This is a genomic window from Dethiosulfovibrio russensis (assembly GCF_021568855.1).
GTDB classification, from domain to species: domain Bacteria; phylum Synergistota; class Synergistia; order Synergistales; family Dethiosulfovibrionaceae; genus Dethiosulfovibrio; species Dethiosulfovibrio russensis.
The window spans coordinates 76,371-101,600 of the sequence record NZ_JAKGUG010000008.1 but is presented as its reverse complement, the minus strand read 5'-3'; the positions used below and the strand labels follow the sequence as shown (position 1 = coordinate 101,600).

21 protein-coding genes are annotated in these 25,230 nt (G+C 55.4%); 9 read left to right on the top strand and 12 right to left on the bottom strand.

The window, feature by feature from the left end; genetic code table 11:
• Nucleotides 1-57 precede the first annotated feature (57 nt).
• From L2W48_RS09830 to L2W48_RS09820, 3 genes are all read right to left on the bottom strand, one after another.
• A complete protein-coding gene (locus L2W48_RS09830) occupies nt 58-1,335 on the bottom strand; it encodes a Glu/Leu/Phe/Val family dehydrogenase (protein ID WP_236099590.1) in 1,278 nt (425 codons plus the stop codon).
• Nucleotides 1,336-1,497: 162 nt separating this feature from the next.
• Nucleotides 1,498-2,613 carry an alanine racemase gene (alr, locus tag L2W48_RS09825; protein WP_236099589.1) on the bottom strand — a complete coding sequence of 372 codons (1,116 nt, stop codon included), beginning with the start codon at nt 2,611-2,613 and terminating at the stop codon, nt 1,498-1,500.
• 91 nt (nt 2,614-2,704) lie between these two features.
• On the bottom strand, nt 2,705-4,090 hold the full coding sequence (locus L2W48_RS09820) for an alanine/glycine:cation symporter family protein (RefSeq protein ID WP_236099588.1): 1,386 nt from the start codon (nt 4,088-4,090) through the stop codon (nt 2,705-2,707).
• 291 nt (nt 4,091-4,381) lie between these two features.
• Between L2W48_RS09820 and L2W48_RS09815 the strand changes: the two genes are divergently transcribed.
• A complete protein-coding gene (locus tag L2W48_RS09815) occupies nt 4,382-5,605 on the top strand; it encodes a pyridoxal phosphate-dependent aminotransferase (RefSeq protein ID WP_236099587.1) in 1,224 nt (407 codons plus the stop codon).
• A gap of 90 nt (nt 5,606-5,695) precedes the next feature.
• Here the strand turns inward: L2W48_RS09815 and L2W48_RS09810 are convergent, their stop codons facing one another.
• The 3 genes from L2W48_RS09810 to L2W48_RS09800 all read right to left on the bottom strand — a co-directional run bounded on the left by L2W48_RS09810 (nt 5,696) and on the right by L2W48_RS09800 (nt 8,069).
• Entirely contained in the window at nt 5,696-5,905 is a 210-nt protein-coding gene (locus L2W48_RS09810; RefSeq protein ID WP_236099586.1) for a hypothetical protein, read from the bottom strand.
• A 190-nt stretch (nt 5,906-6,095) separates the two neighbouring features.
• Nucleotides 6,096-7,013 (bottom strand): RluA family pseudouridine synthase, encoded by a 918-nt coding sequence (locus tag L2W48_RS09805; RefSeq protein ID WP_236099585.1) that lies wholly within the window; start codon nt 7,011-7,013, stop codon nt 6,096-6,098.
• Between the two features lie 3 nt (nt 7,014-7,016).
• A complete protein-coding gene (locus tag L2W48_RS09800) occupies nt 7,017-8,069 on the bottom strand; it encodes a 3'-5' exoribonuclease YhaM family protein (RefSeq protein ID WP_236099584.1) in 1,053 nt (350 codons plus the stop codon).
• A 131-nt stretch (nt 8,070-8,200) separates the two neighbouring features.
• Between L2W48_RS09800 and L2W48_RS09795 the strand changes: the two genes are divergently transcribed.
• Nucleotides 8,201-10,324 carry a CDC48 family AAA ATPase gene (locus tag L2W48_RS09795; protein ID WP_236099583.1) on the top strand — a complete coding sequence of 708 codons (2,124 nt, stop codon included), beginning with the start codon at nt 8,201-8,203 and terminating at the stop codon, nt 10,322-10,324.
• A gap of 109 nt (nt 10,325-10,433) precedes the next feature.
• Here the strand turns inward: L2W48_RS09795 and L2W48_RS09790 are convergent, their stop codons facing one another.
• Nucleotides 10,434-11,615 carry an aminotransferase-like domain-containing protein gene (locus L2W48_RS09790; RefSeq protein ID WP_236099582.1) on the bottom strand — a complete coding sequence of 394 codons (1,182 nt, stop codon included), beginning with the start codon at nt 11,613-11,615 and terminating at the stop codon, nt 10,434-10,436.
• Between the two features lie 441 nt (nt 11,616-12,056).
• Between L2W48_RS09790 and L2W48_RS09785 the strand changes: the two genes are divergently transcribed.
• Both L2W48_RS09785 and L2W48_RS09780 read left to right on the top strand, forming a co-directional pair.
• Nucleotides 12,057-13,544, top strand: a complete 1,488-nt coding sequence (locus tag L2W48_RS09785; protein ID WP_236099581.1) for an L-lactate permease — start codon at nt 12,057-12,059, stop codon at nt 13,542-13,544.
• Between the two features lie 16 nt (nt 13,545-13,560).
• Nucleotides 13,561-14,847, top strand: a complete 1,287-nt coding sequence (locus L2W48_RS09780; protein WP_236099580.1) for a lactate racemase domain-containing protein — start codon at nt 13,561-13,563, stop codon at nt 14,845-14,847.
• Between the two features lie 57 nt (nt 14,848-14,904).
• Here the strand turns inward: L2W48_RS09780 and argH are convergent, their stop codons facing one another.
• Both argH and L2W48_RS09770 read right to left on the bottom strand, forming a co-directional pair.
• Entirely contained in the window at nt 14,905-16,278 is a 1,374-nt protein-coding gene (gene argH / locus L2W48_RS09775) for an argininosuccinate lyase (RefSeq protein ID WP_236099579.1), read from the bottom strand.
• A 100-nt stretch (nt 16,279-16,378) separates the two neighbouring features.
• The gene (locus tag L2W48_RS09770) at nt 16,379-17,614 is read right to left on the bottom strand and encodes an argininosuccinate synthase (RefSeq protein ID WP_329604254.1); all 1,236 of its coding nucleotides are present in this window, start codon (nt 17,612-17,614) and stop codon (nt 16,379-16,381) included.
• A gap of 251 nt (nt 17,615-17,865) precedes the next feature.
• Here L2W48_RS09770 and L2W48_RS09765 point away from each other — a divergent pair, with 251 nt between their 5' ends.
• From L2W48_RS09765 to L2W48_RS09750, 4 genes are all read left to right on the top strand, one after another.
• Nucleotides 17,866-19,077, top strand: coding sequence for an aminotransferase-like domain-containing protein (locus L2W48_RS09765; RefSeq protein WP_236099578.1), 1,212 nt, complete (start codon nt 17,866-17,868; stop codon nt 19,075-19,077).
• Nucleotides 19,078-19,182: 105 nt separating this feature from the next.
• Nucleotides 19,183-20,400, top strand: a complete 1,218-nt coding sequence (locus L2W48_RS09760; protein WP_236099577.1) for an aminotransferase-like domain-containing protein — start codon at nt 19,183-19,185, stop codon at nt 20,398-20,400.
• A 15-nt stretch (nt 20,401-20,415) separates the two neighbouring features.
• Nucleotides 20,416-21,786, top strand: coding sequence for a tRNA uridine-5-carboxymethylaminomethyl(34) synthesis GTPase MnmE (gene mnmE, locus L2W48_RS09755; protein WP_236099576.1), 1,371 nt, complete (start codon nt 20,416-20,418; stop codon nt 21,784-21,786).
• A 67-nt stretch (nt 21,787-21,853) separates the two neighbouring features.
• Nucleotides 21,854-22,447, top strand: coding sequence for a nitroreductase family protein (locus L2W48_RS09750; protein WP_236099575.1), 594 nt, complete (start codon nt 21,854-21,856; stop codon nt 22,445-22,447).
• 74 nt (nt 22,448-22,521) lie between these two features.
• Here the strand turns inward: L2W48_RS09750 and mce are convergent, their stop codons facing one another.
• Entirely contained in the window at nt 22,522-22,926 is a 405-nt protein-coding gene (gene mce, locus L2W48_RS09745; protein ID WP_236099574.1) for a methylmalonyl-CoA epimerase, read from the bottom strand.
• Between the two features lie 110 nt (nt 22,927-23,036).
• Nucleotides 23,037-23,531: a universal stress protein gene (locus L2W48_RS09740; protein ID WP_236099573.1), complete on the bottom strand. Its 495-nt coding sequence runs from the start codon at nt 23,529-23,531 to the stop codon at nt 23,037-23,039.
• 131 nt (nt 23,532-23,662) lie between these two features.
• On the opposite strand from L2W48_RS09740, the gene L2W48_RS09735 reads away from it, so the two are divergent.
• A complete protein-coding gene (locus L2W48_RS09735; RefSeq protein ID WP_236099572.1) occupies nt 23,663-24,442 on the top strand; it encodes a prepilin peptidase in 780 nt (259 codons plus the stop codon).
• Here the strand turns inward: L2W48_RS09735 and L2W48_RS09730 are convergent.
• Nucleotides 24,406-25,230 carry an alpha/beta hydrolase gene (locus L2W48_RS09730; RefSeq protein WP_236099571.1) on the bottom strand — a complete coding sequence of 275 codons (825 nt, stop codon included), beginning with the start codon at nt 25,228-25,230 and terminating at the stop codon, nt 24,406-24,408. The two genes, L2W48_RS09735 and L2W48_RS09730, sit on opposite strands and share 37 nt — an antisense overlap.

The following is a 25,230-nucleotide window of genomic DNA, read 5'->3' as shown; positions in this document are numbered from 1 at the left end:
AAAACGAGGCCGATCGAAAAATCGATCGGCCTCGTTCAGACAGCTTTATATTCGGTTCTACATAAAGACGCCTCTCATCTTTACGGCATCGGCGACACGCTGGATGGCTGCCATGAAGGCGGCTCTGCGCATCTTGACGTTCTTGCTCTGAGAGTAATCCCAGACCGTCTTGAAGTTGTCCTTCATGATCCTGAGAAGACGGTTGTTGTAGTCCTCCTGGGTCCAGAAGAATCCGCCCAGGTCCTGACACCACTCGAAGTAGGAGCCTATGACTCCGCCGGAGTTAGCCAGGAAATCAGGAACGACCAGGATCCCCTTACCGTCGAGAACGGCGTCCGCCTCGGGAGTGATGGGGCCGTTGGCTCCCTCTACGATGTACTTGGCCTTGACTTCGTCGGCGTTCTTACCGTTGATGGCTCCCTCAAGAGCACAGGGCAGAAGGATGTCGCACTCGGTCGTTACGAGGGCAGCGAGATCCCTCTTCTCAAGACCGGGCTGCTCGAATCCTTCAAGAAGCTTCTTGGGATGGTTGGAGACATGATCGAAGGCCTTCTTGATGTCCAGACCGTCCTTGCAATAGTAGGTTCCGGTGATGTCGCTGATGGCTACGACCTTGGCTCCTGCGTCTATCATCGTCAAGGCAGCGAAGGTTCCGACGTTTCCGAAGCCCTGAACGGCCACGGTCGCACCCTTGACTGGCTTGTCGAGCGCGTTCATCAGCTCGATGGCACAGGTAGCCACTCCGAGTCCGGTAGCGGCGTTACGGCCCTTGGAACCCCACAGAGGGATGGGCTTGCCTGTGAAGATCGCCGGCTCGAGGCGTCCGCGCATCTTGCTGATGGTATCCATAAACCATACCATCTCCTGTCCACCGGTGTTGACGTCGGGAGCGGGGATGTCGGTCCAGGCACCTACGACCGGCTCGATCCGAGCGGCAAAGGTCCTGCAGATGCGTTCTTTCTCCTTGGGAGAGATCTCAAGAGGGTTACAACAGACTCCACCCTTGCCTCCACCGTAGGGAATACCGGCCAAGGAACATTTCCAGGTCATCATGAAAGCCAGAGCCTCGCACTCGTCAAGACAGACCTCGGGGTGGAAGCGAACGCCACCCTTGGCCGGGCCGACCGCCGAGGAGTGAGCTACGCGGAATCCGTCGAATACCTTGACCGTTCCGTCGTCCATCTCGACCGGGATGGAGACGCAGGTCTTTCTCTCCGAACGGCTGAGTATCTCTACCAGTCCGTCCTCGAGTCCCATCTCCTCCGTCGCGGCGTAGAAGTTCTTGAGGGCCGTATCGAGCAGTACGTTATCGGAAGTACGTTTCACCACTGCCATGAAAATACACCTCCTGCAAAATATGCGACCTCTTTAGGTCGCAAGGTGACCACAATCCTTGATGATATTAACACCATTTGGGTGGCAATACCAACCGTATCCCGTAATTTGATCAAAAAATATCAAGAATATATATTTTCAATATTTAAAAAAGCCCTGCAGCTACACATACACCCTAGGAATCCGCTTGCTGAACATTATGGGAATTTCGTAGTTTATGGTGTTATGTCTCGCTCCGGCAAGCTCGTCCGGGGTTATGGTCTCGTCTCCCTGGGAACCAACTATAACCACCTCGTCTCCGACCGAGACATCCAGACCGGTCACGTCTATCATGGTCTGATCCATGCATATGTTGCCGACCTGGGGAACCCTGGTTCCCTTCACTAGCACCTGGATCTTCATAGAGAAGGCTCTGGAGAGACCGTCGGCGTAGCCTATAGGCAAAACGGCTATACGTTCGTCTCCCCTGGTCATATATCTGAGTCCGTATCCGACCCCGCTTCTCGGAGGCAGATTTCTTATCATGGCTATGCTAGTCTTGACCTCGAAGGTCGGTTTGAGCTCTATGGGCCTGATGCAATCCCCCGAAGGCCACATACCGTACAAAATCACCCCGGGGCGACAGGCGTCCAGATGCTTTTCCGGAGAATTCAACGTTCCGGCACTGTTGCAGACGTGCCTGACAGGTATCCTCACCCCCTTGTCCTCCAGCATGGCCAACACGTCTAGATATCGACGATACTGGGACTCGGTGTAGTCCAGTCGTCTCTCGTCTGCGGTAGCAAAATGGGTGAAAAGCCCCTCCACCACTACCCCCGGAAGGGATATCAGCTCGTCCAAGATAGCCGGGACCTCTTCAGGAAGAAATCCGATTCGTCCCATTCCAGAGTCGACCTTGAGATGCACGTAAGCCGGGGTACCCTCGCTCTCGGCGGCCTTGGAGAGGGATCTGGCCATATCCATGTCGGTGAGAGCTACCGAGACTTTCCGTCGTACCAATTCGCCCGCTGCGGCGTAGGACGTGGGCCCCATGATCAGAAGGGCCTCTCCCACCCCTCCGTCCCTCAAGGCAAAGGCCTCGTCGGACGTCGCGACGGCGAACCGCTGACACCCCTCCGAGGACAGACGCCTGGCGACCTCCATCACCCCGTGACCGTAGGCATCGGCCTTTATAACCGACATGAGCTGCACCTCGGGACCGACGTGGTTCTTGATCGACCTGTAGTTGAAAGCCAGATTATCGAGGCTTACCTCCATCCGGCTCGGCCTGTAGTTCACCGATAACCGCCTCCTCAAAAGACAAAATTTACGCAAAAGAGGGGCGCAGGTGCCCAGCGGACACCTCGCCCCGAGATTCGCTCTCTATATGTTACTCCAGAATTCCTTTGCGACGCTTGTCGTCGAAGTCCTTGACGAGCTTTTTCACCTCATTGGAGAGCCAGAGCAAGGCTATGAGGTTGGGTATGGCCATGAGGCCGTTCATAGTGTCAGACATATTCCAGATGTTGGCCAGGAAGTTGCCACCACCACCGGATGCACCGACCAGAAGAACCAGGATCCACATGACCTTAAAGCCCATTATAACCGGCTTGCTGTCTCCTAGGATATAGGTGACGCTGGTCTCGCCGTACCAGTACCAGCCCAGGATGGTGGAGAAGGAGAACAGGGCAAGTCCGGTGGACAGTATCATGACCCCCGTCTGTCCCAGAACCTCCTGGAAGGCGGTAAGGCTAAGCTGGGCCCCTGTGAGCTCAGGCTGCCCGACCAGGGAACTGGTAGTAAGGATGGCAAGAGCGGTGAGGGTACAGATGACTATGGTGTCGGTGAAGACCTCGAAGAGGCCGTAGACGCCCTGACGGACAGGGTGGTCTACCGTAGCGGCAGCGTGAACCATGGGAGCCGATCCGAGACCGGCCTCGTTGGAGAAGACCCCTCGGGCGAGTCCCTTGGTAAGGGCCATCTTTATGCTCCATCCGGCCAAGGCTCCAGGCATGGCCATGGGATCGGAGAAGGCGTACTTGATTGCTCTGCCGAAGGCGGCGGGCACATTGGCTCCGTTGACTCCGACGGTTATGAGAGCACCGATGATGTAGAAGATGGCCATGAAGGGAACCAGATAGGTGGTAACCCTGGCTATTCCGTTGATTCCGCCCATTATGACGGCGGCAGTCAGTATAGCCAGAACTATACCTGTGGCGAGATGGGGAACTCCGAAGCCCAGAGCGAGACCTTCGGCGGTGGAGTTGGCCTGGATGGCGTTACCGATGCCGAAGGACGCAAAGGACGCAAAAAAGGCGAAGAGCCAGGCAAGCCATTTCTGTCCTGTACCCTTCTCGAGAACGTACATGGTGCCGCCCCTCCACTGTCCGGTGCTGTCCTTCTCTCTAAAATGGACCGCCAACGTGACCTCGGCGAATTTGGTCGTCATGCCGAAGACCGCGGAGATGAGCATCCAAAACAGAGCTCCCGGACCTCCAAGGTGAAGAGCCGTAGCCACACCGGCTATGTTACCCGTCCCGACCGTGGAGGCCAGGGCGGTTGCCAGAGCCGAGAAAGAGGAGATGGAACCCTCCGTCTTTTCCTGTTTTTTACCGAGACGTCCTATAACCTCTTTGAACATAAAACCGAAATAACGAATCTGCGGCACGCCTAGGATGATCGTCAGGTATATGCCGGTACCTACCAAAAGGGTGAGAGTCCATGGACCCCACACAAAACCGTTGACTATTCCGTTAATCCTCATTACTGCTTCCATAAAGACTGATACCTCCTCGCACGCATTATCGATGAATCGCTCGACACTCTCCACACGACAAGGTTACTGGATTTCATATCGTCCCTGTTTCTACCACCTCCGTAAAGACCTCTCTGCCAGGCCAAAGTATACAGTATATTGCATAACTAGATCGACCAATACCGCTAAATAAGGTCCTGATAGACAATCTTCAAAGCTCTATCGCAAGACCAATTATTCGCAATATAAAATCGACCGGTTCCATGGTATCATGAACCTGGGTAATCTCAAAACTATCTTTTTCAGGAGGAGATGTTGTCCGTGAGGTTCTCTGATCGCATCAACGCAATGCAGGAATCACCGATAAGAAAGTTGGTACCTATAGCAAACGCGGCAAAGGCAAAGGGGAAGAAGGTGTATCACCTCAATATCGGACAGCCCGATATAATGACGCCCCCGTCGTTCCTCAAGAGCATCAGAGAGTTCGACCAGGAGGTAATAGCCTACGCCACCTCTCCGGGAGATCCCAAACTGATAGAGGCGATAGCGGCCTATTACGAGACCTACGATATGCACTTCGAGCCAGACGAGATCCTCGTCACCAACGGAGGCAGCGAGGCCCTTATGTTCGCCATGATGGCCCTCTGCGATCCCGGCGACGAGGTCATGGTTCCCGAACCCTTCTACGCCAACTACAACGCGTTCACCAGAGCCATCAACGTAAAGGTAGTACCCATAACCACCAAGGCGGAAGAGGGCTTCCACCTCCCCTCGGAAGCAGAGATCGAGAAGAACATAACCGAAAAGACCAGGGCCATCGTGCTCAGCAACCCCGGCAACCCCACAGGGGTCATCTACACCAGAGACGAGATGGACATGCTGTCCAGGATCGTCAGAAAACACGACATGACCATAATCGCCGACGAGGTCTACCGCGAGTTCGTCTACGACGGCCTGAAGTACACCAGCTTCGGCAACCTGCCGGAGATCGCCGATCGTGTGGTCATAGTCGACTCGGTTTCCAAAAGGTACAGCGCCTGCGGAGCCAGGATCGGATCCCTGGCCTGCAAAAACAAGGACTTCTCCAAACAGGTCATGAAGCTCTGTCAGGGCAGGCTATGCGTTCCCACCCTCGAACAGGTCGGAGCCACGGCGCTCTACGGAACTCCATCAAGCTACCTAAACGAGGTCAACACCGAGTATCAGGAGAGGAGAAACACCCTCTATAAGGCCCTCAAGGAGATGCCCGGCGTCATATGCGAAGAGCCCAAGGGAGCCTTCTACGTGGTCATAAAGATGCCGGTGGACGACGCGGAGAAATTTGCCATATGGATGCTCGAAAACTTCGACGTGGACGGAGAGACCACCATGGTAGCCCCGGCGGCCGGATTCTACGCCACTCCCGGCCTAGGTAAAAACGAGGCCCGTCTCGCCTACGTGCTTAAAAACGAGGACCTGGCCAAGGCCATGGACATCCTCAAGGCCGGATTGGAGGCCTACCCCGGAAGAATCGAGTCTCCGATTCCTTCGGCGTAAAACAATACCGCACAAAAAAAGATTGCGGCTTCCTTTTGGGAAGCCGCAATCTTTTTTGTTTTTATTTCCCTGTTCGCTCGAGAGATCCTTCTAGCCGCAGGAGGTACATCCGGCGCAACCTCCGGAGGAGGAGCCCGGAACGGCGGTGGTCACCACCAGGTTGACCATCCACAGGAAACCCTGAAGATCTACAGCGACTAAGTCGCCTTCGAAATCAATGGCGTCAGGGACCCAGACAGACATGTCCTCTTCCTTCAAGACCTGATAGTTATCTCTGACCTCGGGAGCTCCGCTCTTCACGAGAACGGCCTGTCTCGCTCCTCAGCCAGCACCTAAAACTCCCTCGAAAACCGTGACTTCCGGCCCTATCTCGAGGATTCTCTCCTTCGCTCTATCGGTTACTTCCAGTTTAAGTTCTCTCACAATCCACACCTCCATGGTATGTTTTACTGTCGCCATCATACCATGAAGGGGTATCCCTAGCAACCCCCTATCGAAGAAAAGCCCTATCGGGAACGATACCGTTTTTCGAACACATATCGGCCATATCCTCCGGAATGGGAGCCCTGAAGGTCTTGGAGGAGAGCGAGGACAGATCTCCGGACATCTCGGGAAAGGAAACAGAGAAGGCGTGTAGCATAGGCCTTTTCGCTCCCTTGACGCCGTTGATAGCTCTGTCGCCGTATTTAACGTCGCCCAATACGGGATGGCCTATATGGCTCATGTGAACCCTTATCTGATGGCTCCTGCCGGTGATCAAGGTCACCAGACACAGGGAAAGCCCTCCACCGGAGGCCAGACGACGATACAGGGTCATAGAGCTCTGACCCTTCGAATCCACGAAAACCTTGTTTGAGGATCCGTCCTTCGACAGAGGAGCGTCTATCCTTCCCTCCTCGGGCAGGTCTCCGACAACGAGGGCCAGGTAGACCTTCTCCATCTCCCGATCTCTCCAGCGAGAGGAGAGGTCTCTGAGAGACTCTCCTGTCAGGGCCAGCACCATGATACCCGATGTATTTCTGTCCAACCGATTGACAGCCTGAGGCTGAAACGACGACCCTGGCAGGAAGGCTCTGGTCACCACCGAGTCTCCGCCCTTTCTGTCCGGCTGACTGAGAAGTCCCGCCGGTTTCGACACGACCCAAAGGGATTCGTCCCTGTAGACCGTAACGAGATGACCTCCGGTCCTTTTAGCGCCAACGTCGGTTGGTGCGCTCTCCCACGGGACCAGGACCTCCTGTCCCTCGACGAGCCTCTGATCGAAGTAGGCCCTGGCTCCGTCGACCCGTACCTGTTTCTTCCTGAATGCCTTCATCATGGCTCCCAGAGGCAGGGATGGCCATTTCTTTCGGATGACCTTGTCCAACCTACGACCGTCGTCGTGTCGGGAGACGACGAAACGATCCATCGATCAGCTCCGCTCCCCGTCGGGACGCCATTTCCAGAAGCGACGCTGAGCCGAGTAGTTGAGGTCCGAGACGGAGTCCTCCGGCTCCACTCCGCCTTGAAGCTGGGAAACCGAGTCGCCCCAGCAGAACAGCTTGAAGTCGAGCTCGTCCGCCGCCGATACCACCAGGGCCTCCGGCGTGGCAGGCAGCACGGGAGATCCGTATTCCCTGAGGCCGTGGTGACTCAACAGGATGTGCCCCAGAGCGGTCCTGACGGTTCTGTCCAGCCCATACCGTTCGGCGAGAGCCTCGAAACGACTGTAGCCGAGGGCTATGTGGTCTATCACGGTACCCTCTACTGTCATGCCGGGACCTGGATTCAACACGTAGGCCTCCAGCTTTCCAAGATCGTGAAGCAATCCCCCAGCCACGACCAACGATCGGTCGGGACGGGCCTGCCCCTCTATGGCCTCCGCCATAGAAAGAGCCAGCTCCGTCACCGTCACCGAGTGCTCGAGAAGGCCGTGCACATAGGCGTGATGATGGGAGACCGCCGCCGGCATCACCCTGAATTTCTTCCAAAGATCGCCGTCCTTGGAGAACAGCTCCTCCATGAAGGAACGGACATCCCCTGAACACCGATCCACCAGCAGGTCGAAACGGCGCTCCAGCTCCTTCACGTCCACCGGGGAGGTCTGGACGAAGGACTCGGGCCTGTACTCTTCCTTTTCCTGATCGACCAGGAAGACCTGGTTAAAGTTGTACTGATTCTTGCCCCTGAACTCCGAGACCTGGCCCATAACGCCGATCGAGCTGCCCTTGAGGTTCCCCACCAAGGTAGAAGAAGCCGGATCCTTTATCTCCGACTTCACTCCCTCCCTGAAGTCCCACCACTGGGCGTTGCCCCATATCTTGGCGTCCATAGAACCAGTTTTGTCCATCAACGAAACGGTCCAGTAACTTTTGCCGTTTTTGTCCTTCTTCTCGTGGATATCCAGCACCACACCTACGGAGGAAAACTTCTCTCCCACCGGAAGGTTCTTTACATCCTCTACGCTCTTTCTGGTCTCTGCCATAAAGACACTCCTTATCTTTACGTATCGATTCTCGAGTATAGGACATGATCGGTCAAAAGGCTAACACCTCACCCATGTTTTTCTATGATACAATCGATGCACTTAAGTTTACAAGGGAAGGAAGGCATACCATGCTGAAGGTTAAGGACGGAAAGAAAAAAGATATCGGTCGCGGACTCGTCAGGATGGACCCGGTGGACATGGACAGGCTGGGCCTGTCGGACGGAGAGATCGTCGAGATCAAGGGCAGCCGAAGAACACCGGTGAGACTGCTGGCGGCCGACCACGACGACTGCGGACAGGGGGCTCTCTTCATGGACGGGTTAACAAGAGGCAACGCCGGAGTCGCACTGGATGACCGCATCTCCGTCCACAAGGTTGTGGTGGATTTCGCCTTTGAGGTCGCCATAAGACCCCTTACCACGATGCATCTCCTGGAGAAAGACCTCGACCCGTCGGGGCTGAAGGAAAAGCTGAGCGGACTCCCGGTTATCAAAGGGGACAGGATAAGGCTGGTCCTCGGAGGTGGAAGGGACTGCGACTTTCAGATAACCTCCACAAAGCCGGGAGGGTCGGTCATGATAAGTCCCGCCAGCGAGCTGATCGTCGAAAAACCCTCCGCCGGAGCCAAGAGCGACAAGGCTACATATAAAGATGTAGGGGGTCTCTCCAACCAGCTACAGAGAATAAGGGAGATGATCGAGCTTCCCCTGAGGTTTCCACAGGCATTTCTGAGGCTGGGGGTAGAGCCTCCCAAGGGAGTCCTGCTCTACGGCCCTCCCGGTACGGGCAAGACGGTGATAGCCAAGGCTGTGGCCAACGAGACCGACGCATGGTTCACCCATATATCCGGACCGGAGATCATAGGCAAATACTACGGCGAAAGCGAACAGAGGCTCCGAGAGGTCTTCGAGGAGGCCCAGGCCCACGCCCCGTCCATAATATTCATCGACGAGATAGACGCTATAGCCCCCAAAAGGGAGGAGATGGGCGGAGAGAAACAGGTGGAAAGGCGTGTCGTGGCCCAGCTTCTGGCCCTTATGGACGGCCTTCAGGAAAGAGGACAGATCGTGGTGATCGCTGCCACCAACCTCCCCAACACCCTGGATCCCGCCCTGAGGCGACCGGGACGATTCGACCGAGAGATAGCCGTGCCCATACCGGACAGAAAGGGCAGAGAGGAGATCCTCCAGATACATACCAGAGGGATGCCCCTGGCCAGGGACGTGGACCTCATCAGGATAGCGGAGGTCACTCACGGGTTCGTAGGAGCCGACCTGGAGGCCCTGGCCAAGGAGGCAGCCATGGCGGCCCTGAGGGGCATAATGCCCTCCATAGATTTCGAGGATTTTCAGGTACCCTACGATCATCTGAGGACCATGGAGATAGACATGAAAAACTTCACCGCAGCCCTCAGAGAGGTGGAGCCCTCGGCGATAAGAGAGGTCTTCGTGGAACGGCCTAACGTCACATGGCAGGACGTCGGAGGTCTGGACGAGGTAACCGAGGAGCTTCGAGAAGCGGTTCAGTGGCCCATGGAACACGGAGACGTTTTCCGTCGCTTCCGCATATCCCCCCCGCGGGGGATAATGCTCCACGGGAAATCCGGAACGGGGAAGACCCTGCTGGTGAAGGCTTTGGCCAGAGAGAGCGGAGCCAACTACATCTCCGTCAAGGGTCCATCCCTCATGTCCCGATTCGTCGGAGAAAGCGAGAGGGCGATCCGAGAGGTCTTCCGCAAGGCCAAACAGGCGGCTCCTTCGCTGCTCTGCTTCGACGAAATAGAGTCCCTGGTCCCTGTAAGGGGCAGAGATTCGGGGTCCGCCTCTCAGTTCACAGAGAGGGTCATAAGTCAGTTCCTCTCAGAGATGAGCGGACTGGACGAGATGGACGGGGTGGTGGTGCTCGGCACCACCGACAGAATAGACCTGATCGACCCCGCCCTTTTCAGCGCTGGGCGGTTCGACATGGTACTGGAGCTGCCGATGCCCGACCACGACGGCAGAAAAGAGATTTTCCAGATACACCTTCAGGAAAAGCCCATGGCGGAGGACGTCGACATCGATTCCCTCGCAAAGGCGACAGAGGGAGCCAGCGGAGGGGACATAGCCATGATATGCCGCACCGCCACCACCGCGGCGGTACGGGAGTACATCAGGGCGGGAGAGACGGGAGAGCCTCTGGTGGAGTCGAGACATTTCACTGCCGTCCTGGAAAAGAGGGGCCGGAAAACGTCGTCCGCGACGGATAAATGAGAGACACCTAAAAAATTACGTCCGAGTCTCCTCGGAGAGGTCCATAAAGCAGAGGGCCCGGAATTCGTCAGACGAACTCCGGGCCCTCTACTTTATAAGACTGACGGCATCACATGATCTGAGAGAGAACCGCTCCCAATCGTCGGATGCCCTCTTTAAGCCTGTCCTCCGGCACATTGGAGAAGTTGAGACGCATGTAGTTCTCGTGCCCCGGCTCGGCGAAAAAGGCTCCGCCCGGGACGAAAGCCACTTTATGCTCCTCCACCGCCACCTTGAAGACCTCCCTGGCGTTGACTCCCTCGGGGAGCTCCACCCAGGCGAAAAGGCCTCCGGCAGGGGGAACGACGACGGCTTCCTTCGGGAAGAACTCCCTAACCGAATCTATCAGAACCGACATTCTCTTTTTATAGACCTTGCAGATCCTCTCCACGTGAGCGTCGAGATCGAACATCTCGTTGTAGGCCACTATCTGGGCCTGGTGCAACGTAGAGGAACAGAGTATGGCGTTTTGTTTCATATCGCCGAACTTGGAGAGTATCTCAGGAGCCGCTATCATCCAGGCCACCCTCATGCCGGGAGAGAATATCTTGGAGAAAGATCCCAGGGAGATCACCACGCCGGCCCGGTCGAAGCTCTTTATCGAGGGCGGACAGGGACCCTCGAAACGAAGCTCACCGTAAGGGTTATCCTCTATGGCGGCTACTCCGTATCGACCGACCACCTCGGCGAAGGCTTTCCTTCGCTCCACCGACCAGTCTATCCCGGTGGGATTCTGAAAATCGGGATTCACGTAGACAAGTCGAACGTCGTCGATCTCCTTCAGCTTACGTTCAAGGTCCTCTATTATCATGCCGTCCGAGTCGGTCTCGACCCCTACGAACTCGGCTCCGTAGGTCTTGAAGGCTCCAAGAGCCCCGAGATAAGTGGGACTCTCGCACAGGACGACCGACCCCTCCTCCAGAAAGACCTTTCCCGCCATATCCAGAGCCTGCTGAGATCCGTTGGTTATGAGTACCTCCTCGGCCTTTGCCGAAGTGCCGTATTTATCGGTCATCCTCCTGGCGACCATCTCCCTCAACCTGGGGTCTCCCTGGGCCGACGAATACTGAAGCGCTTTATCACCCTCTCGATCCAACACGAGGGCCGTGGCGGTCTTTACCTCCTCTATGGGGAAAAGCTCCGGGGCGGGCAGCCCCCCGGCCAGGGACAGGATCTCCGGATCGGAGAGAGCCTTTAGGATATCCCCCACATCGGAGGAATCGCACCATTCCAGTCTTTTAGCAAATTTCATGTATAATCGTCCCCTTTCTCTTTAAGGCATATGTAAAAACTCACGTCCAAGTCTCCTCGGAGAGGAGCCTGTTCGAAATACCCTTTAAAAATATAAAAAGGCCGAAGCTCTCGGAGCTCCGGTCTCCCATGGACTTGACGACAAAATAGAGCCTTCAAAATTGCAAGGATTATACACGGCTATCTTCACGATGTCAAAGCCAAACAAAAGTTGACAAAACCCCCTGTGACTGCTAGACTCTGCAAATCCATTAGTAAAGGAGGACCAAACGATGAGAGCTTTTTCAGCCGAAACGTTCATTCTATGCATTTCGACGCCTGCTTTATCGTGGTCTTCCCCCATGACGACGTAGGAGTCGTCTTCACACGGCAAAAAGGGCGGAACCCCCACGGGTTCCGCCCTTTTTTTGTAGACCAATTTTAAAATAAAGGTGGTATCATCATGGAATTCGTCATAGCAGCGTTACCCATAGGAGCCATAGTTATAGGAATGGCCGGATTCGACATTCCCTCGAAACTAATGGCTCCCACGGCCTGGGCAGCAGCGTTCTTCTCTGGCCTAACTTTGTTCTCCACCCCCTTGAACGAACTGGTCCGTTCCAGCTGGCTGGGAGTAATGGACGGCGTCAGGATAGTCTGGCTCATTTTCGCGGCTTTTACCCTGCTGCAGATCATGGTCGAGTCCGGCGCCATGGATACGATAAAAACCAGTCTGGCGGGAGTCACCTCCGACAGGAGATCGATGGTTCTGCTTCTAGCCATACCCTTTGGGACCTTTCTCGAGGGTGCAGCCGGAGCGGGATCGCCGGCCGCCCTGGCCGCACCCTTTCTCGTAGGACTCGGAATGAACCCTGTAGTAGCGGCTTCGGCCTGCCTGATAGGCAATTCCGTACCGGTAAGCTGGGGAGGTGCGGGAGCCACTACCGTAGTAGGAGCAGGCAAATTCGTGGATTTCGTTCAGGCTTCTGCAATGACCGGAAGGATGGCCGCCCTGGAATATCTCGTTCTTCCCATTCTGATGATAGCTTTCGTATTCGGAGCCAAAGCCATTAAAGGTATATGGAAAGACGTAATTGCGATAGGGGTGATAATGGGATCGGCCAACTTCATGATAAGCAATGTCTTCATATCCGTCACGGAACTCACCAGCCTCATCGGAGGGATCTTCGGCACCGCAGCTTTCAGCTTATGGCTCATGGCGACCAAGAGAACGATCGACGAAATCCCGGAGAAATTTCGGTTGGAGAAAGACGATAACGTAGGCAAAATATCCCCGAGAAAGTTCGCTCTCTCCATAACCCCCTATCTGATCCTCTGCGCCATGCTCGTAACGGTTAGACTCTCCGTCCCACTCGGAACTCTGGCCTCCTTCGGAGGAGGATACACCGTATGGGTCGGAACGGTAATAATGATCAGTGCGGCGGCGGCATCAATAATACTCGGAGCCAACGGCAAACTCAGGGACTCAATCTCAGTAGCTTTCAGAAAAGTTCTTCCAGCCCTTTTGGCCATGAGTTTTCTGATGGCCATGGTCAACTGCATGAGGATTTCCGGCCAAATCTCGATTCTCGCCGTGACCCTTAGCGCAGCGGCCGGATGGCTATATCCCATGACAGCAGTACTTATAGGACAGATCGGAGGCTTCGTAACAGGAACCAACCTAGGATCCAACCTGATGTTCAACCCCCTTCACATAGAAGCGGCCAAGACCTTGGGAATGAACCCCATGACAGTAGTCGCCGCCCAAAACACAGGCGGAGCCATAGGAAACATGATATGCCCCAACAACATAGTAGCGGTCTGCGCCTGCGTAGGGATTCTGGGAAAAGAGGGTAAAGTTATGAGAAAAACCATGATTCCATCTCTGATCCTCATGTTTTTTCTCGGAATACTGGCATTATTATACACATACAAGATCTACCCTGTTTAGATCAAGGAGGCTCATCATGAAAGAATACACCCTTAAATTTGGCAAAGGATACGAAAAATTCGTCTTGGGAGAGGAAACTCTGTTAGGGGTCCTGAAAAGCAATCCCCGAGACGGAGCCCCTTCGGAGGAGGATGCCATAAGGTCCGCCCTGGAAAATCCCATAGCCAGCGAACGGTTGAAGGACAAGGTATCGCCGGGAGAGAAAGTATGCATAGTCATATGCGACATAACCAGGGCATGGCAGCATACCGCATCCTATCTTCCGCTACTTGTCGAAGAGATAAAAGCCGGAGGCGTAGAGGAAAGCGACATATTCTTCTTGAGTGCCACTGGAACCCACAGAAAACAGACCGAGGAGGAACATAGCGTACTTCTCGGAAAGCTGGCCGGACGTTTTAAGGTTATCGATCACATATCTCAAGACGAAGAATCACTCGAATATGTCGGTACCACTTCGTTCGGAACGCCTGTAAAATTGAACAAATCCGCTCTAGAAGCGGACCACATAGTGATAACCGGAGGCATCGTGTATCATTTTATGGCAGGATGGGGAGGAGGCAGAAAAGCCATTCTGCCGGGAATCGCCGGACATGAAACCATAATGAAAAACCACGCTCTGGCTCTCAAACCCCTTCCGGATTCGGGAAGAAACGAAAGCTGTCGAAGCGGTAACCTAGAGGGAAACGTCATACACATGGACATGGTAGAGGCCGCCTCGATGGTAAATCCCACATTCGCCCTCAACGTAATTCTCGACGGACAGGGAAACATCGCCTGGGCTGTGGCGGGGAACTGGAAAGAAGCCCATCTGGAGGGAACTAGAATCGTCGACGAGGTGGACCGAATCTCCATAACGGAAAAAGCCGATCTGGTGGTGGCTTCCGCGGGAGGTTTCCCCAAGGACATAAACCTATATCAGACCTCAAAAACCATAATAAACGGGCTGGAAGCGGTGAAACCAGGGGGAACGATGATAGTTCTCAGCGCCTGCTCCGAGGGATTCGGACATCCGGAAGTCCGATCTATGTTAATGGACTTTCCCGATCAAAACGCCAGAGAAGCCGAGCTGCGACGAGCCTTCTCCATCGCCAAATTCGTCGGGTACGTCATCGCAGAGGCGGCTTTGACATGTCGTTTCATCCTGGTAACCGAGATAAACCAGGAGGAACTTCAGGGGACCGGAATCATTGCCGTAAGATCTCTGGAAGAAGGGTTATCTAAAGCGAAACCAGGAGAGATAAGAAAACCGACCGCCTGGCTTATGCCGATGGGAGCAAATACCTTGCCCCAGTTAAGAATATAAAGACAAGCGGTGGCTCTCAAAAAGGAGCCACCGCTTGTCTTTCGGAAATAGCCTTTCTCAGTTCAATCTCGAGAGAAGTTTTTTCCCCTTTTCGATCTGTCTGGAAACCTGTCTAAAACCCGTTCCTCCCAGAGTATCTCGCCTGACGACTGCGGCCTCCAGGTCCACCAGGGAGAGCAGGTTTTCGTCGACGTCGCCAAGAAAATCCTCGAAATCCTCAAGGGTCAGATCGAACAGGCTCTTATCCTCCCTGACGCACCATCCCACCAGGCTTCCGACCCTGTGATGGGCCTCTCTGAAGGGAATCCCTCTGGTCACCAAATACTCCGCGACGTCGGTAGCCAGAGCCAATCCGTCGGCGAAGGACTCGGCCGCCTTGTCTGCGTCGACCTCTATGGCCCTCACCAGGGATGGAAGCACCCCCAAAACGTGGGAGAGGACGTCGAAGGAGGAAAAAAGTCCCCTCTTGTCCTCCTGTAGATCTCTGTCATAGGTCATTGGAAGCCCTTTTAGCGTCACCAGGATATCCACAAGATAGCCTATCATCTGACCGGTACGGCCCCTGACGAGCTCCAGCACATCGGGGTTCTTCTTTTGAGGCATCATGCTCGAGCCGGTGCAGAAGGCATCGGGAAGCTTAAGCCAGCCGAACTCGGCGCTGGAATATATTATAAGGTCCTCGGCCATGCGACTGCAATGTACTGCGAACATGGCGGAGAAGCTAAGGGCGTCGAATATATAGTCCCTCTGCCCCACCCCGTCCATGCTGTTCTCGCAGAGCCTGGAGAACCCCAGAGCCTCGGCCGTGTACTCCCGATCCAGGGGAAGGGTGGAACCGGCAAGGGCTCCGCACCCCAAAGGACATTCATCCGCTTCGTCCATGGCGAACTCCAGCCTCTTGAGATCCCTGGAAAAAGCCTGAAAGTAAGCCATCCAGAGATGTCCCATACTGACCGGCTGGGCCTGCTGTAGATGGGTATAGCCGGGCACGATGGTCTCTCTATGAGACTCGGCCCTGTCCAGGAGGGCATCCATGAGATCGACCATACCGGCCTTGACCTGGCACAGAACGTCCTTCACGTAGAGCCTCATGGTGGTGCCTACCTGATCGTTTCTGCTCCGTCCCGTATGGAGCCTGGCTCCGGCGTCGCCGATCTTCTCGGTAAGACGGTGTTCCAGATTCATGTGGACATCTTCTAGAGACTCGTCTGGGGTGAAGTCTCCCCTCTCAATCTCGTCAATAATCTCCTGAAACCCGGACCTTATGGCTTCCAGCTCCTCCTGGGATATCAGGTCCCGCTTAGCCAGCATCTCCGCATGGGCGAGACTACCTCTTATGTCCCATCGGGCCAACCTCCAGTCCAGATCAAGCGACTGGGAAAAGGCCTGGACCTTGCGATCCGTCTCCTGGGAAAAACGGCCCTTCCACATGAGAACACACTCCTCTCTTGTATAGACATAGCATGACGACGAAAGGGGGCTCCGGGCCGTCCGGAACCCCCTTGAAGAATACCACGCAAGTCTCGATTTATCAGCAGGAGACGGAAATAGACTCGTTTTTCTCCGGATCCTGTTTATGAGCCTGCTTCCAGGTCTTGAGAGGCAGTCCCCATACCTTTATGAACCCTACGGCGGCGGAGTGATCGAAGGAATCCTCCTCCGAGTAGGTCGCCAGATCGTGGCTATATACCGAGCTGAGGGATTTGAGCCCCGTAACGGTAGCCATACCCTTGAAGAGCTTCACCCTCACCGTGCCGTTGACGTTTTCCTGGGTCTTGTCCACAAAGGCATCTATGGCCTCCTTCAGAGGCGAGAACCAGTAACCGGTGTAGGCGAGTTCGGCGAAGGAAGCCTCAAGCCGCTTCTTCTCCGCCAGCACCTCCTTGGAGAGGGTCATCGTCTCCAGGGCCCTGTGAGCCGCAATAAGGGTGATCGCCGCCGGACACTCGTAGACCTCGCGGCTCTTGAAGCCGACCAAGCGATCCTCGAGCATATCGATCCGCCCCACGCCGTGGGCTCCGGCAATCTCCCGAAGCTTCAATATGAGGGAGACACCGTCCATGGGAACCCCGTCCAAAGCCACGGGAACGCCTTTCTCAAAGGTTATCTCCACGTTTTGGGGTTTGTCGGGAGCGACCTCCTGGGCCACCGAGATCTGAAAAGCGTCCTCGGGACACTCGTTCCACGGATCCTCCAGGGCACCGCACTCTATAGCCCGTCCCCATAGGTTCTCGTCTATGCTGTAGGGAGACTGGACCGAGGCTCCGACCTCTATGCCATGCTCCTTTGCGTACTCGATCTCCGCTTCGCGGCTGAAATGCCAGTCCCTGACGGGAGCTATGACCTCCAACTCCGGATTCAGAGCCCCTATGGCTACCTCGAAACGAACCTGATCCTGTCCCTTTCCGGTACACCCGTGGGCCACGGCAACAGCCCCCTCGTTTTTCGCCACCCAGGCAAGCTGCTGAGAGATAAGAGGCCTGGACAGTGCGGAGCTGAGGGGATAGGTTCCCTGATACATACCGTTGGCCTTGAGAGAGGGCCAAACGAATTCCTGCACGAACTGTTTTTTCAGGTCCATGACGTAGGCCGCCACAGCCCCGGTCTTGAGGGCCTTGGCCTTCTTCTCCTCCAGATTGACCGACTGCCCCACGTCGGCGGTCAAGGTGACCACGTCGTATCCCCGCTCCATCAGCCAACATACCGCCACGGAGGTATCCAACCCTCCGCTGTAGGCCAGAACCACCTTTCCCTTTTTCTCCATCATCTATCCCTCCATATGAACTAGCATTCTCTTTATAGCGATCCATAAACTTTAGTTGCCCATTATAAGGACTCCTATGAACATGTCAAGGCTAAAAAACCCGATCCCCCGACGGATAAGTCGAAATTTTAAGTCATTTCACTTATTCGTAGTCAACGCTATAATGGAAATAGGCAGATTTTCAAAAAAACCTCCGCGTAAGACGGAAGGACAATCTCAGGGATTTTTTCCCGCAGAAAAGGAAGGCGATCGACTTGAGTACCGTTTGGGAGGACAACTACAGCTACACGGCGAGAAACGTTCGTCCCTCGCCGGTCAGAGAGATGCTGGCGGTCATAAAACAACCGGGAATGATCTCCTTTGCCGGCGGCATGCCAGCACCGGAGGTTTTCCCGGTGGACAAATTCTACGAGGGAGCTCACGTCCTCAAGGACGACGGCAAAAACCTCCTTCAATACGGCACGACCGAGGGCTACGCCCCTCTGAAGGAGTTCCTGGCATCTTTCACCGCCGAGAGGATGGGAAGGACCGTGGAAACCGACGAGATGCTTCTCACCACCGGATCCCAGCAGGCCCTGGAGCTCTTCGCCTCCGCCCTCATAGACAGAGGAGACTTCGTGGTAACGGAGAATCCCTCCTACCTGGCGGCTCTGACCACCTTCTACAACCACGGAGCCCAGTTTCTGGGCATCCCTACGGACAACGAGGGCATGAAGGTCGACCTGTTACCAGGTGTGATAGAGAAGGCCCGGGCCGAGGGCAAGAAAGTGAAGTTCATATACACTATAGTGAACTTCCATAACCCCGGCGGATCGACCATGAGCCTCGAGAGACGAAAGAAGCTGGTCGAGATATCCCAGCGGTTCGACATCCCCATATTCGAGGACGACCCCTACGGCTACGTCCGCTACGAGGGGGATCACCTCCCCTCCATCTTCTCCTTCGACGACAAGGGAGGGACCCTCTACGCCGGATCCTTTTCCAAGATATTGGCACCCGGGTCCAGGATCGGCTGGGTCACAGGCAGCAAAGAGATCATCCGCAAGATGGTGGTCTTCAAACAGGCCGCCGACCTCTGTTCGAGCCCCATATGCCAGTCTCTGGTCTACGAGTACTGCCGCAAGGGCTACCTCTCGGAGCACCTTCCGGTGATAATAGACACCTACCGCCCCAAGAGAGACAAGATGGAGGAATGTCTTCAGAAGTACCTGGCCCCCTACGGTATATCCTGGGTTAAACCCGAGGGAGGGTTCTTCTTCTGGCTCGACATGCCCGGCATCGACTCGAGGGAGCTCTTCAAGAAAGCGGTGGACAAGAAGGTCGCATTCGTGGTGGGAACCCCCTTCTGCGTGGACGAGGCGGCGGGAATAGACAAGGCGAGGCTCAACTTCACCTTCGTACAGCCCGATGTGATAGAGGACGGGATCTCCCGATTGGCCGAGGCCATAGGGGAGATGAAGGCCTAGGGTCTGGCGTCGAAGGGACAAGAAGGCTACAATCTAGAAGGACACTTAAGAGGTCTGCCCTAAGGGCAGACCTCTTCGTCGAAGATATAATAAGGAGGAATAGAGATGTCCGATACGATCCAAGGCCTTTTGAGCCAGTCCGCCAAGGGAATAAAGCCGTCGCCCATAAGAGAAATGTTCCATCTGATAAGGAAACCGGGAATGATATCCTTCGCCGGAGGCATGCCCGACCCCGACATCTTCCCGGTGGAACAGTTCCACCAGGGAGCGGATATTCTACTGGAGGAAGGCCGAGACATCCTCCAGTATGGGGTCACGGAGGGCTACACCCCTCTCAAGGAATTCCTGTCCCGTTGGACCGCTCCAAAGATGGGCAGAGAGCCTTCGATGGACGAGATACTCATAACATCGGGCTCCAGCCAGGTAGCCGACCTCCTCACCAGGGCCACGGTGGACAGAGGAGACTACATCGTCTGCGAGGAGACTTCGTTCCTGGGCAACACCATAAACATGTACAACCAGGGGGCGAACTTCCTTACCATACCCTGCGACGAGAACGGAATGCTGGTAGGCAAAATATCCGACGCAGTGGACCAGGCCAGGGCGGAGGGCAAGAAGGTTAAGTTCATCTACACCATACCCAACTTCCACAACCCCCTGGGCTGCACCCTGTCGCTGGAGAGGAGGAAAGAGCTGGTCGCCGTCGCCAAGAAGAAGGGACTCTTAATCCTCGAGGACGACCCCTACGGCTGCGTCAGATTCGAGGGAGACGAACTGCCCACCCTCTACTCACTGGACGACGCCGGGTTGGTCCTCTACGCCGGGTCTTTCTCCAAGATACTGGCCCCTGGAACCAGGGTAGCCTGGGCGATAGGCCCCAAGGATCTCATAAGAACCATGACCGTATTCAAACAGGGCGTGGACACCTGCACCAGCGTGGTGGCCCAGGCGCTGGTCTACAAGTACTGCCAGTCGGGCAACCTCGACGCCTTTTTGCCCAAGATAGTGTCCCACTACAGGACGAAAAGAGACGCAATGGAAGCGGCTTTCGCAAAATATCTTCCCAAGGGAGAGGTCGAGTACATTACCCCCAAAGGAGGCTTCTTCTACTGGCTCACCACCCCCAACATAAGGGCGGAAGACCTCTTCCAGAGGTGTCTGGAGAAAAAGGTCGCCTTCGTATGCGGCGCACCGTTCTTCCCCAACGGAGGAGGCGAACACAGCTTCAGGATGTGCTTCACCTTCGCCTCGCCGGAGGAGACCGACCGAGGGATCAAGGCCATGGGAGAGGCCATGAGGGAGCTACTGAACGAGAAAGGGTAACACGAGGAGGTCGCCATGTTCGGAGACACCATAGCAGCAATCTCCACGGCATGGGGGGATGCGGGCATCTCGATAATTCGGATGTCCGGCCCCGATGCCTTCGACTTCGCCGGGTCCCTCGTAAGGACCTTCACCCCGCCGGAGAAGATAAAGTACAGGATCATGTACAACGGATCGCTCCTGGACGAGAGCGGAGATTCCATCGATCAGGTGTTGATCGTCCTCTTTCAGGCTCCTAAGAGCTACACCGGCGAGGACCTGGCGGAGATACACTGCCATGGAGGAAGCCTGGTGGCACAGAGATGTCTCGAGAGATGTCTCCAGAAAGGCTGCCGTCACGCCGACCCCGGAGAGTTTACCAGAAGAGCCTACGAAAACGGCCGACTGGACCTGTCCCAGGCAGAGGCGGTAAACGGCATAATCCACGCCCGCAGCAACGAGGCGTTGAGGGCGGCCAACAGGACACTCCAAGGGGAGCTATCCCGGTTCGTCAGAGAGATATACGACGAGTTGCTGGGGTTGTCCGCCGAACTGGAGGTAGGCATAGACTTTCCCGAGGAGGACGTTCCCTACATAGAGGATCAGGATGTCTCCGACAGGATGGAGACACTCATTCAGGATCTGGGAGACCTGCTGGATCGCTGTACAACCGGATACCTCCTGAGAGAGGGTATAAGGGTAGCCTTGGTCGGGTGTCCCAACGTCGGGAAATCCTCCCTTCTCAATGCCCTGCTCAGGGAGAGCAGGGCCATAGTGACCTCCATACCGGGAACGACCAGAGACGTGATAGAGGAGGTCTTCACCCACAAGGGCATTCCTCTGAGATTGATGGATACGGCAGGGCTCAGGGAAACCCCGTCCGACGAGGTCGAGGCCATGGGAATAGAGAGGACGGCCAAGGCGATAGACGAGTCGGACGTCGTCCTATGGATACTGGACGGCAGCGAGCCCCTGAAGATACCGGACAGGTCTCTGACAGAAAAACTGTCGGGAAAACCTCACATAGTAGCACTGAACAAATCCGATCTCCCCAAGGCCTTCGACGAGACGGATATAGCGGAACTCCTGCCGGAATCCTGGATAATACGGATATCGGCACAGGAAAAACGGGGCCTCGACGAGCTGAAGGAGGCCATAGTGGACCTGGTATCGGGGACGGGAACTCTCGACGCGGGGCTCAACGCAACTGCCAGACAGGTGGAGGAGATAAGAGGCGCCATCGAATCCCTTAAGGACGGGAAGGGAGCCCTGGACTCCTACTCCGATCAGACCCTGGCCGCATCGAGCATCAAGGAGGCCCGATCGGCCCTGGAGAGGCTCTTAGGACTCCAGGACGACGAGGCATTGCTCGACCTCGTCTTCTCTCGATTCTGCGTCGGAAAATGATGACGAATATGCAATTTGTAAAACCGGTTGTTTGAGTATATTATATAGTGGCGGAGGAGGGTGAGCCATGGAAAAAAAAGCGAGAACAAACTACCCTATAAACGACCTTTTGGTCAGACGATGGAGCCCCAGGGCCTTTTCTTCCAGGATTCCTGGGAAGGAGATAGTCCTGTCCTTTTTCGAGGCCGCCCGATGGGCGCCGTCTTGTTTCAACGAGCAGCCCTGGACTTTTATCTACGCCACTAAAGAGGACCCTGAGGAGTTTCAGACCATGTTGGACTGTCTGGTACCGGGCAACGTCAGATGGGCCTCGGAGGCACCGGTGTTGGTTATAGCCGTGGCGGCGGAAAAATTCGCCAGCGGCAGGGACAACCTGTGGGCCTGGCACGACGTCGGTATGGCGGTGGAAAACCTAATACTCGAGGCCACGTCCAAGGGCCTGTTCGCCCATCCGATGGCCGGTTTCGACGGAGACAAAATCAAGGAGACCTACGACATACCTGAGGACTACACCCCGGTCACTGCCATAGCCATCGGTTACCCCGGAGAGGTATCCTCGCTTCCGGAGGATCTACAGGAGGCCGAGGTGGCACAGAGGGAGAGGAAAGCGGTTTACGAGTTCACCTTCCGCAGAACCTGGGGCGACAACAGAGGGGTTTAAAAAGCATAAAAGAGCCGATCCCTTTAAAGGGTTCGGCTCTTTTGTCGACTCTAGGTCGTCTATAAGACGCAGTGTCAGCTTCTCTCGCAGAGCTCCAGCAAGACGCCACCACTGGCCTTGGGATGAACGAAGGCTATCTTTGCGCCGCCGGCTCCGATTCTGGGGGTCTCGTCTATCAGGCGAACACCCTTTTCCTTCAGCTCGGCCAAGGCTTTCTCGAGATCGTCCACCCTGATAGCCATATGGTGGATCCCCTCGCCCTTCTTCTCTATGAACTTGGAGACCGGGCTGTCCTCCGAGGTCCCTTCCAGGAGCTCTATCTCCGTATCCTCGATGGGAAGGAAGGCGGTCTTGACCTTTTGCTCTGCGACCTCCTCCACTCCATGACAGTGGATCCCGAGACTTTCCTCCCAGAACTTGAGGGATTCCTCTATGCTCTTAACCGCTATTCCGATGTGGTCCACGACCTTTACGTTCACCACGAATCTCCCCTTTCAAGAACATGGATCAATTGTATCAGATTTTTATAGTCCCGACATGGAGCAAAAGAGAGGACATTCGACCTGTTTGAATATCGTTGAACCTCGTCTCAATTCTCCTCCGATGGTTCCTCTTCTTCCTCGTCCTCCATAGGAGGACGATATATCAGCACGGAACAGTGGGAATATCTGGCCACCGAGGTAGCGGTGCTGCCGACAAGGAACCACTCTAACGCCGACTGCCCTCTGTGCCCCATTATTATCAGATCTATATCCTTGTCCTTGGCCAGGTCTATTATGGAGGTAGCGGGATTGCCCTCCTTAACTATTACGTGTATCCTTGCCGGGTCGTAGCCTATACAGGCATTGCAGTCACCGCTGCAGGCGGATTTTATGTACCGTCTCAGCTTTTTCTCCGCTATCTCCAGTATCTCCTGGCCAAACTGAGGCGGGAGCCAAGGCTCGTAGCCCTTCCATAATGTGGGATGGGGCACTATGTGGATAAAACCTATATCGGCATCCATCATAGCCGCCATCTCGTAACCGTAACGGACCAACCCCTCAGAGAGATCGCTGAGGTCCACTGCTACCAGTATCTTCTTCATATGGATCTCCTCCTTCCTGCCGCCGACGGATCGACGCTTTCCAAGCTCGGTCTCTAAGGTTATTATGGCAAGATAAAGGAGCAAACACAAGAAAGAAAGTTTAGAAATAGACCGGAAAGGATGAACCACACATGTCGCTTCCCAACTATACCCTGGCGGCCATAGGAGCGGTGATAGGTGCGGTGGCGGGATCTTTTTTCAACGTCGTCGCCGAAAGAACCGTCTCGGATAGACCCTGGTGGGGTTCGGAGAGATCCAGCTGCCCCAGCTGCGGTCGAACCTTGCAGGCCCTGGACCTGATACCTCTGATCTCCTGGATAGCATCCAGAGGAAAGTGTAGATACTGTAAAAACGCCATATCCGTGAGATATCCCATCGTGGAGCTGCTTTACTCCCTATGGTCGGCGGTAGCCCTCTATATCTGGGGACCGTCTCCGGCAGGAGTCGGGGCTATGACAGGAGGATGGCTGATGATACTCAACGCCATGACGGACCTCCAGTCGGGCTACATCTACGACCACCTGGTAGGGTCCATAGCTGTGGCGGGAGCGCTCCTTCGGATCTTCGGAGGAACGGAAGCCCTGCTGGACGGGGCTATCGGCGCCGCCGCCGCCGCGGGGATCATAGCGATCATAGTGATATTGAGCAGAGGCGGCATGGGCTGGGGAGACGCCACTTTGATGGGGGGAGCGGGAGCTCTTCTCGGATGGAAGATGGCCTTGATAGCCACCTATCTGGGGTTTATGATAGGCGGGCTTTTCGCTGTGCTTCTGGTACTGTTGAAAAAGGCGGCAAGAAAGGACTCGGTTCCCCTCGCTCCCTTTCTGACCGCCGGTTTCATGGCAGCTCTCGTATGGGGGCCCGATATACTGGGCTATCTGGGCCAGTCGCCAGGATGGCCCTGGAGATGAGACGAAACGGTCTCCACCATAAGATCCAGAGGTTTGGTAGAGGAAATTCCATCTAAACTCCTGAAGGGGTGATCGGCCCCGTCGATAACGGTAAAGTGCCTATTGGAGACCGGTATCAGATCGAAAAGCCTCCGGCAGGAGGGCTCGTCGAAGGTATCGTCCTCGCTTCCGTAAAAGAAATCCACAGAGGAAACTTCCACGTTTCGGCAGGCCTCCCTTAGGACCTCGGCCTCACAGATGGAGCTCAGTACAGGCAAGGATGTCTTTATGGAACTGTCGGACCTCAGGGTGTCGCCGCTGCCGGAGATGACCAAGGCCCCTATACGATCCAATGGGACGGGGGGCACGTCTAAGCCGAGATCGGAAACCGGCTCCACCACACCTCCTGCGATCATGAGAGAGTCTATTCCACCGAGAGAAAACCCCCAGAGGCAGATCCTTCCATCGGGAAATATCTCGGAAACCTTGCTTAGCCCCGACATATGGTCGAAAAGCTCCTGGCCGTATTTTTTTCCAGCAAAAGCGGCGACAGCCCAATCGGTCCGGTCGGGAAAATCTGATCTGTTTCTCACGTCCCTGCTGGTCTCGACCAGACAGGTCGTTATTCCCCGTTCCGACAACCTCCTGGCAAGCTCTCCGTATTTGTTGCCCTCCTCCAGAGACGCCACTCCGTAGACACCGTGGAAGAGACAGACCACCCAAAGGCTCCCCTCAGGGGACTCGAGAACATCGATCCGGACGGAACGATCGCCGTAACATCCAGACGCATCCACATGGGAACCGCTCAT

Coding starts and splice junctions, on each gene's coding strand:
- argH (WP_236099579.1), bottom strand. CDS start 16,278: ATGTGGAAGGGCCGTTTTTCCCAGGAGACGGATCGCAAGGTCCAGGCC.
- L2W48_RS09730 (WP_236099571.1), bottom strand. CDS start 25,230: ATGAGCGGTTCCCATGTGGATGCGTCTGGATGTTACGGCGATCGTTCC.
- L2W48_RS09805 (WP_236099585.1), bottom strand. CDS start 7,013: ATGGATCGTTTCGTCGTCTCCCGACACGACGACGGTCGTAGGTTGGAC.
- L2W48_RS09795 (WP_236099583.1), top strand. CDS start 8,201: ATGCTGAAGGTTAAGGACGGAAAGAAAAAAGATATCGGTCGCGGACTC.
- L2W48_RS09770 (WP_329604254.1), bottom strand. CDS start 17,614: ATGATGGAGAAAAAGGGAAAGGTGGTTCTGGCCTACAGCGGAGGGTTG.
- L2W48_RS09750 (WP_236099575.1), top strand. CDS start 21,854: ATGGAAAAAAAAGCGAGAACAAACTACCCTATAAACGACCTTTTGGTC.
- L2W48_RS09760 (WP_236099577.1), top strand. CDS start 19,183: ATGTCCGATACGATCCAAGGCCTTTTGAGCCAGTCCGCCAAGGGAATA.
- mnmE (WP_236099576.1), top strand. CDS start 20,416: ATGTTCGGAGACACCATAGCAGCAATCTCCACGGCATGGGGGGATGCG.
- L2W48_RS09830 (WP_236099590.1), bottom strand. CDS start 1,335: ATGGCAGTGGTGAAACGTACTTCCGATAACGTACTGCTCGATACGGCC.
- L2W48_RS09780 (WP_236099580.1), top strand. CDS start 13,561: ATGAAAGAATACACCCTTAAATTTGGCAAAGGATACGAAAAATTCGTC.
- L2W48_RS09740 (WP_236099573.1), bottom strand. CDS start 23,531: ATGAAGAAGATACTGGTAGCAGTGGACCTCAGCGATCTCTCTGAGGGG.
- L2W48_RS09735 (WP_236099572.1), top strand. CDS start 23,663: ATGTCGCTTCCCAACTATACCCTGGCGGCCATAGGAGCGGTGATAGGT.
- L2W48_RS09785 (WP_236099581.1), top strand. CDS start 12,057: ATGGAATTCGTCATAGCAGCGTTACCCATAGGAGCCATAGTTATAGGA.
- L2W48_RS09790 (WP_236099582.1), bottom strand. CDS start 11,615: ATGAAATTTGCTAAAAGACTGGAATGGTGCGATTCCTCCGATGTGGGG.
- L2W48_RS09800 (WP_236099584.1), bottom strand. CDS start 8,069: ATGGCAGAGACCAGAAAGAGCGTAGAGGATGTAAAGAACCTTCCGGTG.
- L2W48_RS09815 (WP_236099587.1), top strand. CDS start 4,382: ATGTTGTCCGTGAGGTTCTCTGATCGCATCAACGCAATGCAGGAATCA.
- L2W48_RS09820 (WP_236099588.1), bottom strand. CDS start 4,090: ATGGAAGCAGTAATGAGGATTAACGGAATAGTCAACGGTTTTGTGTGG.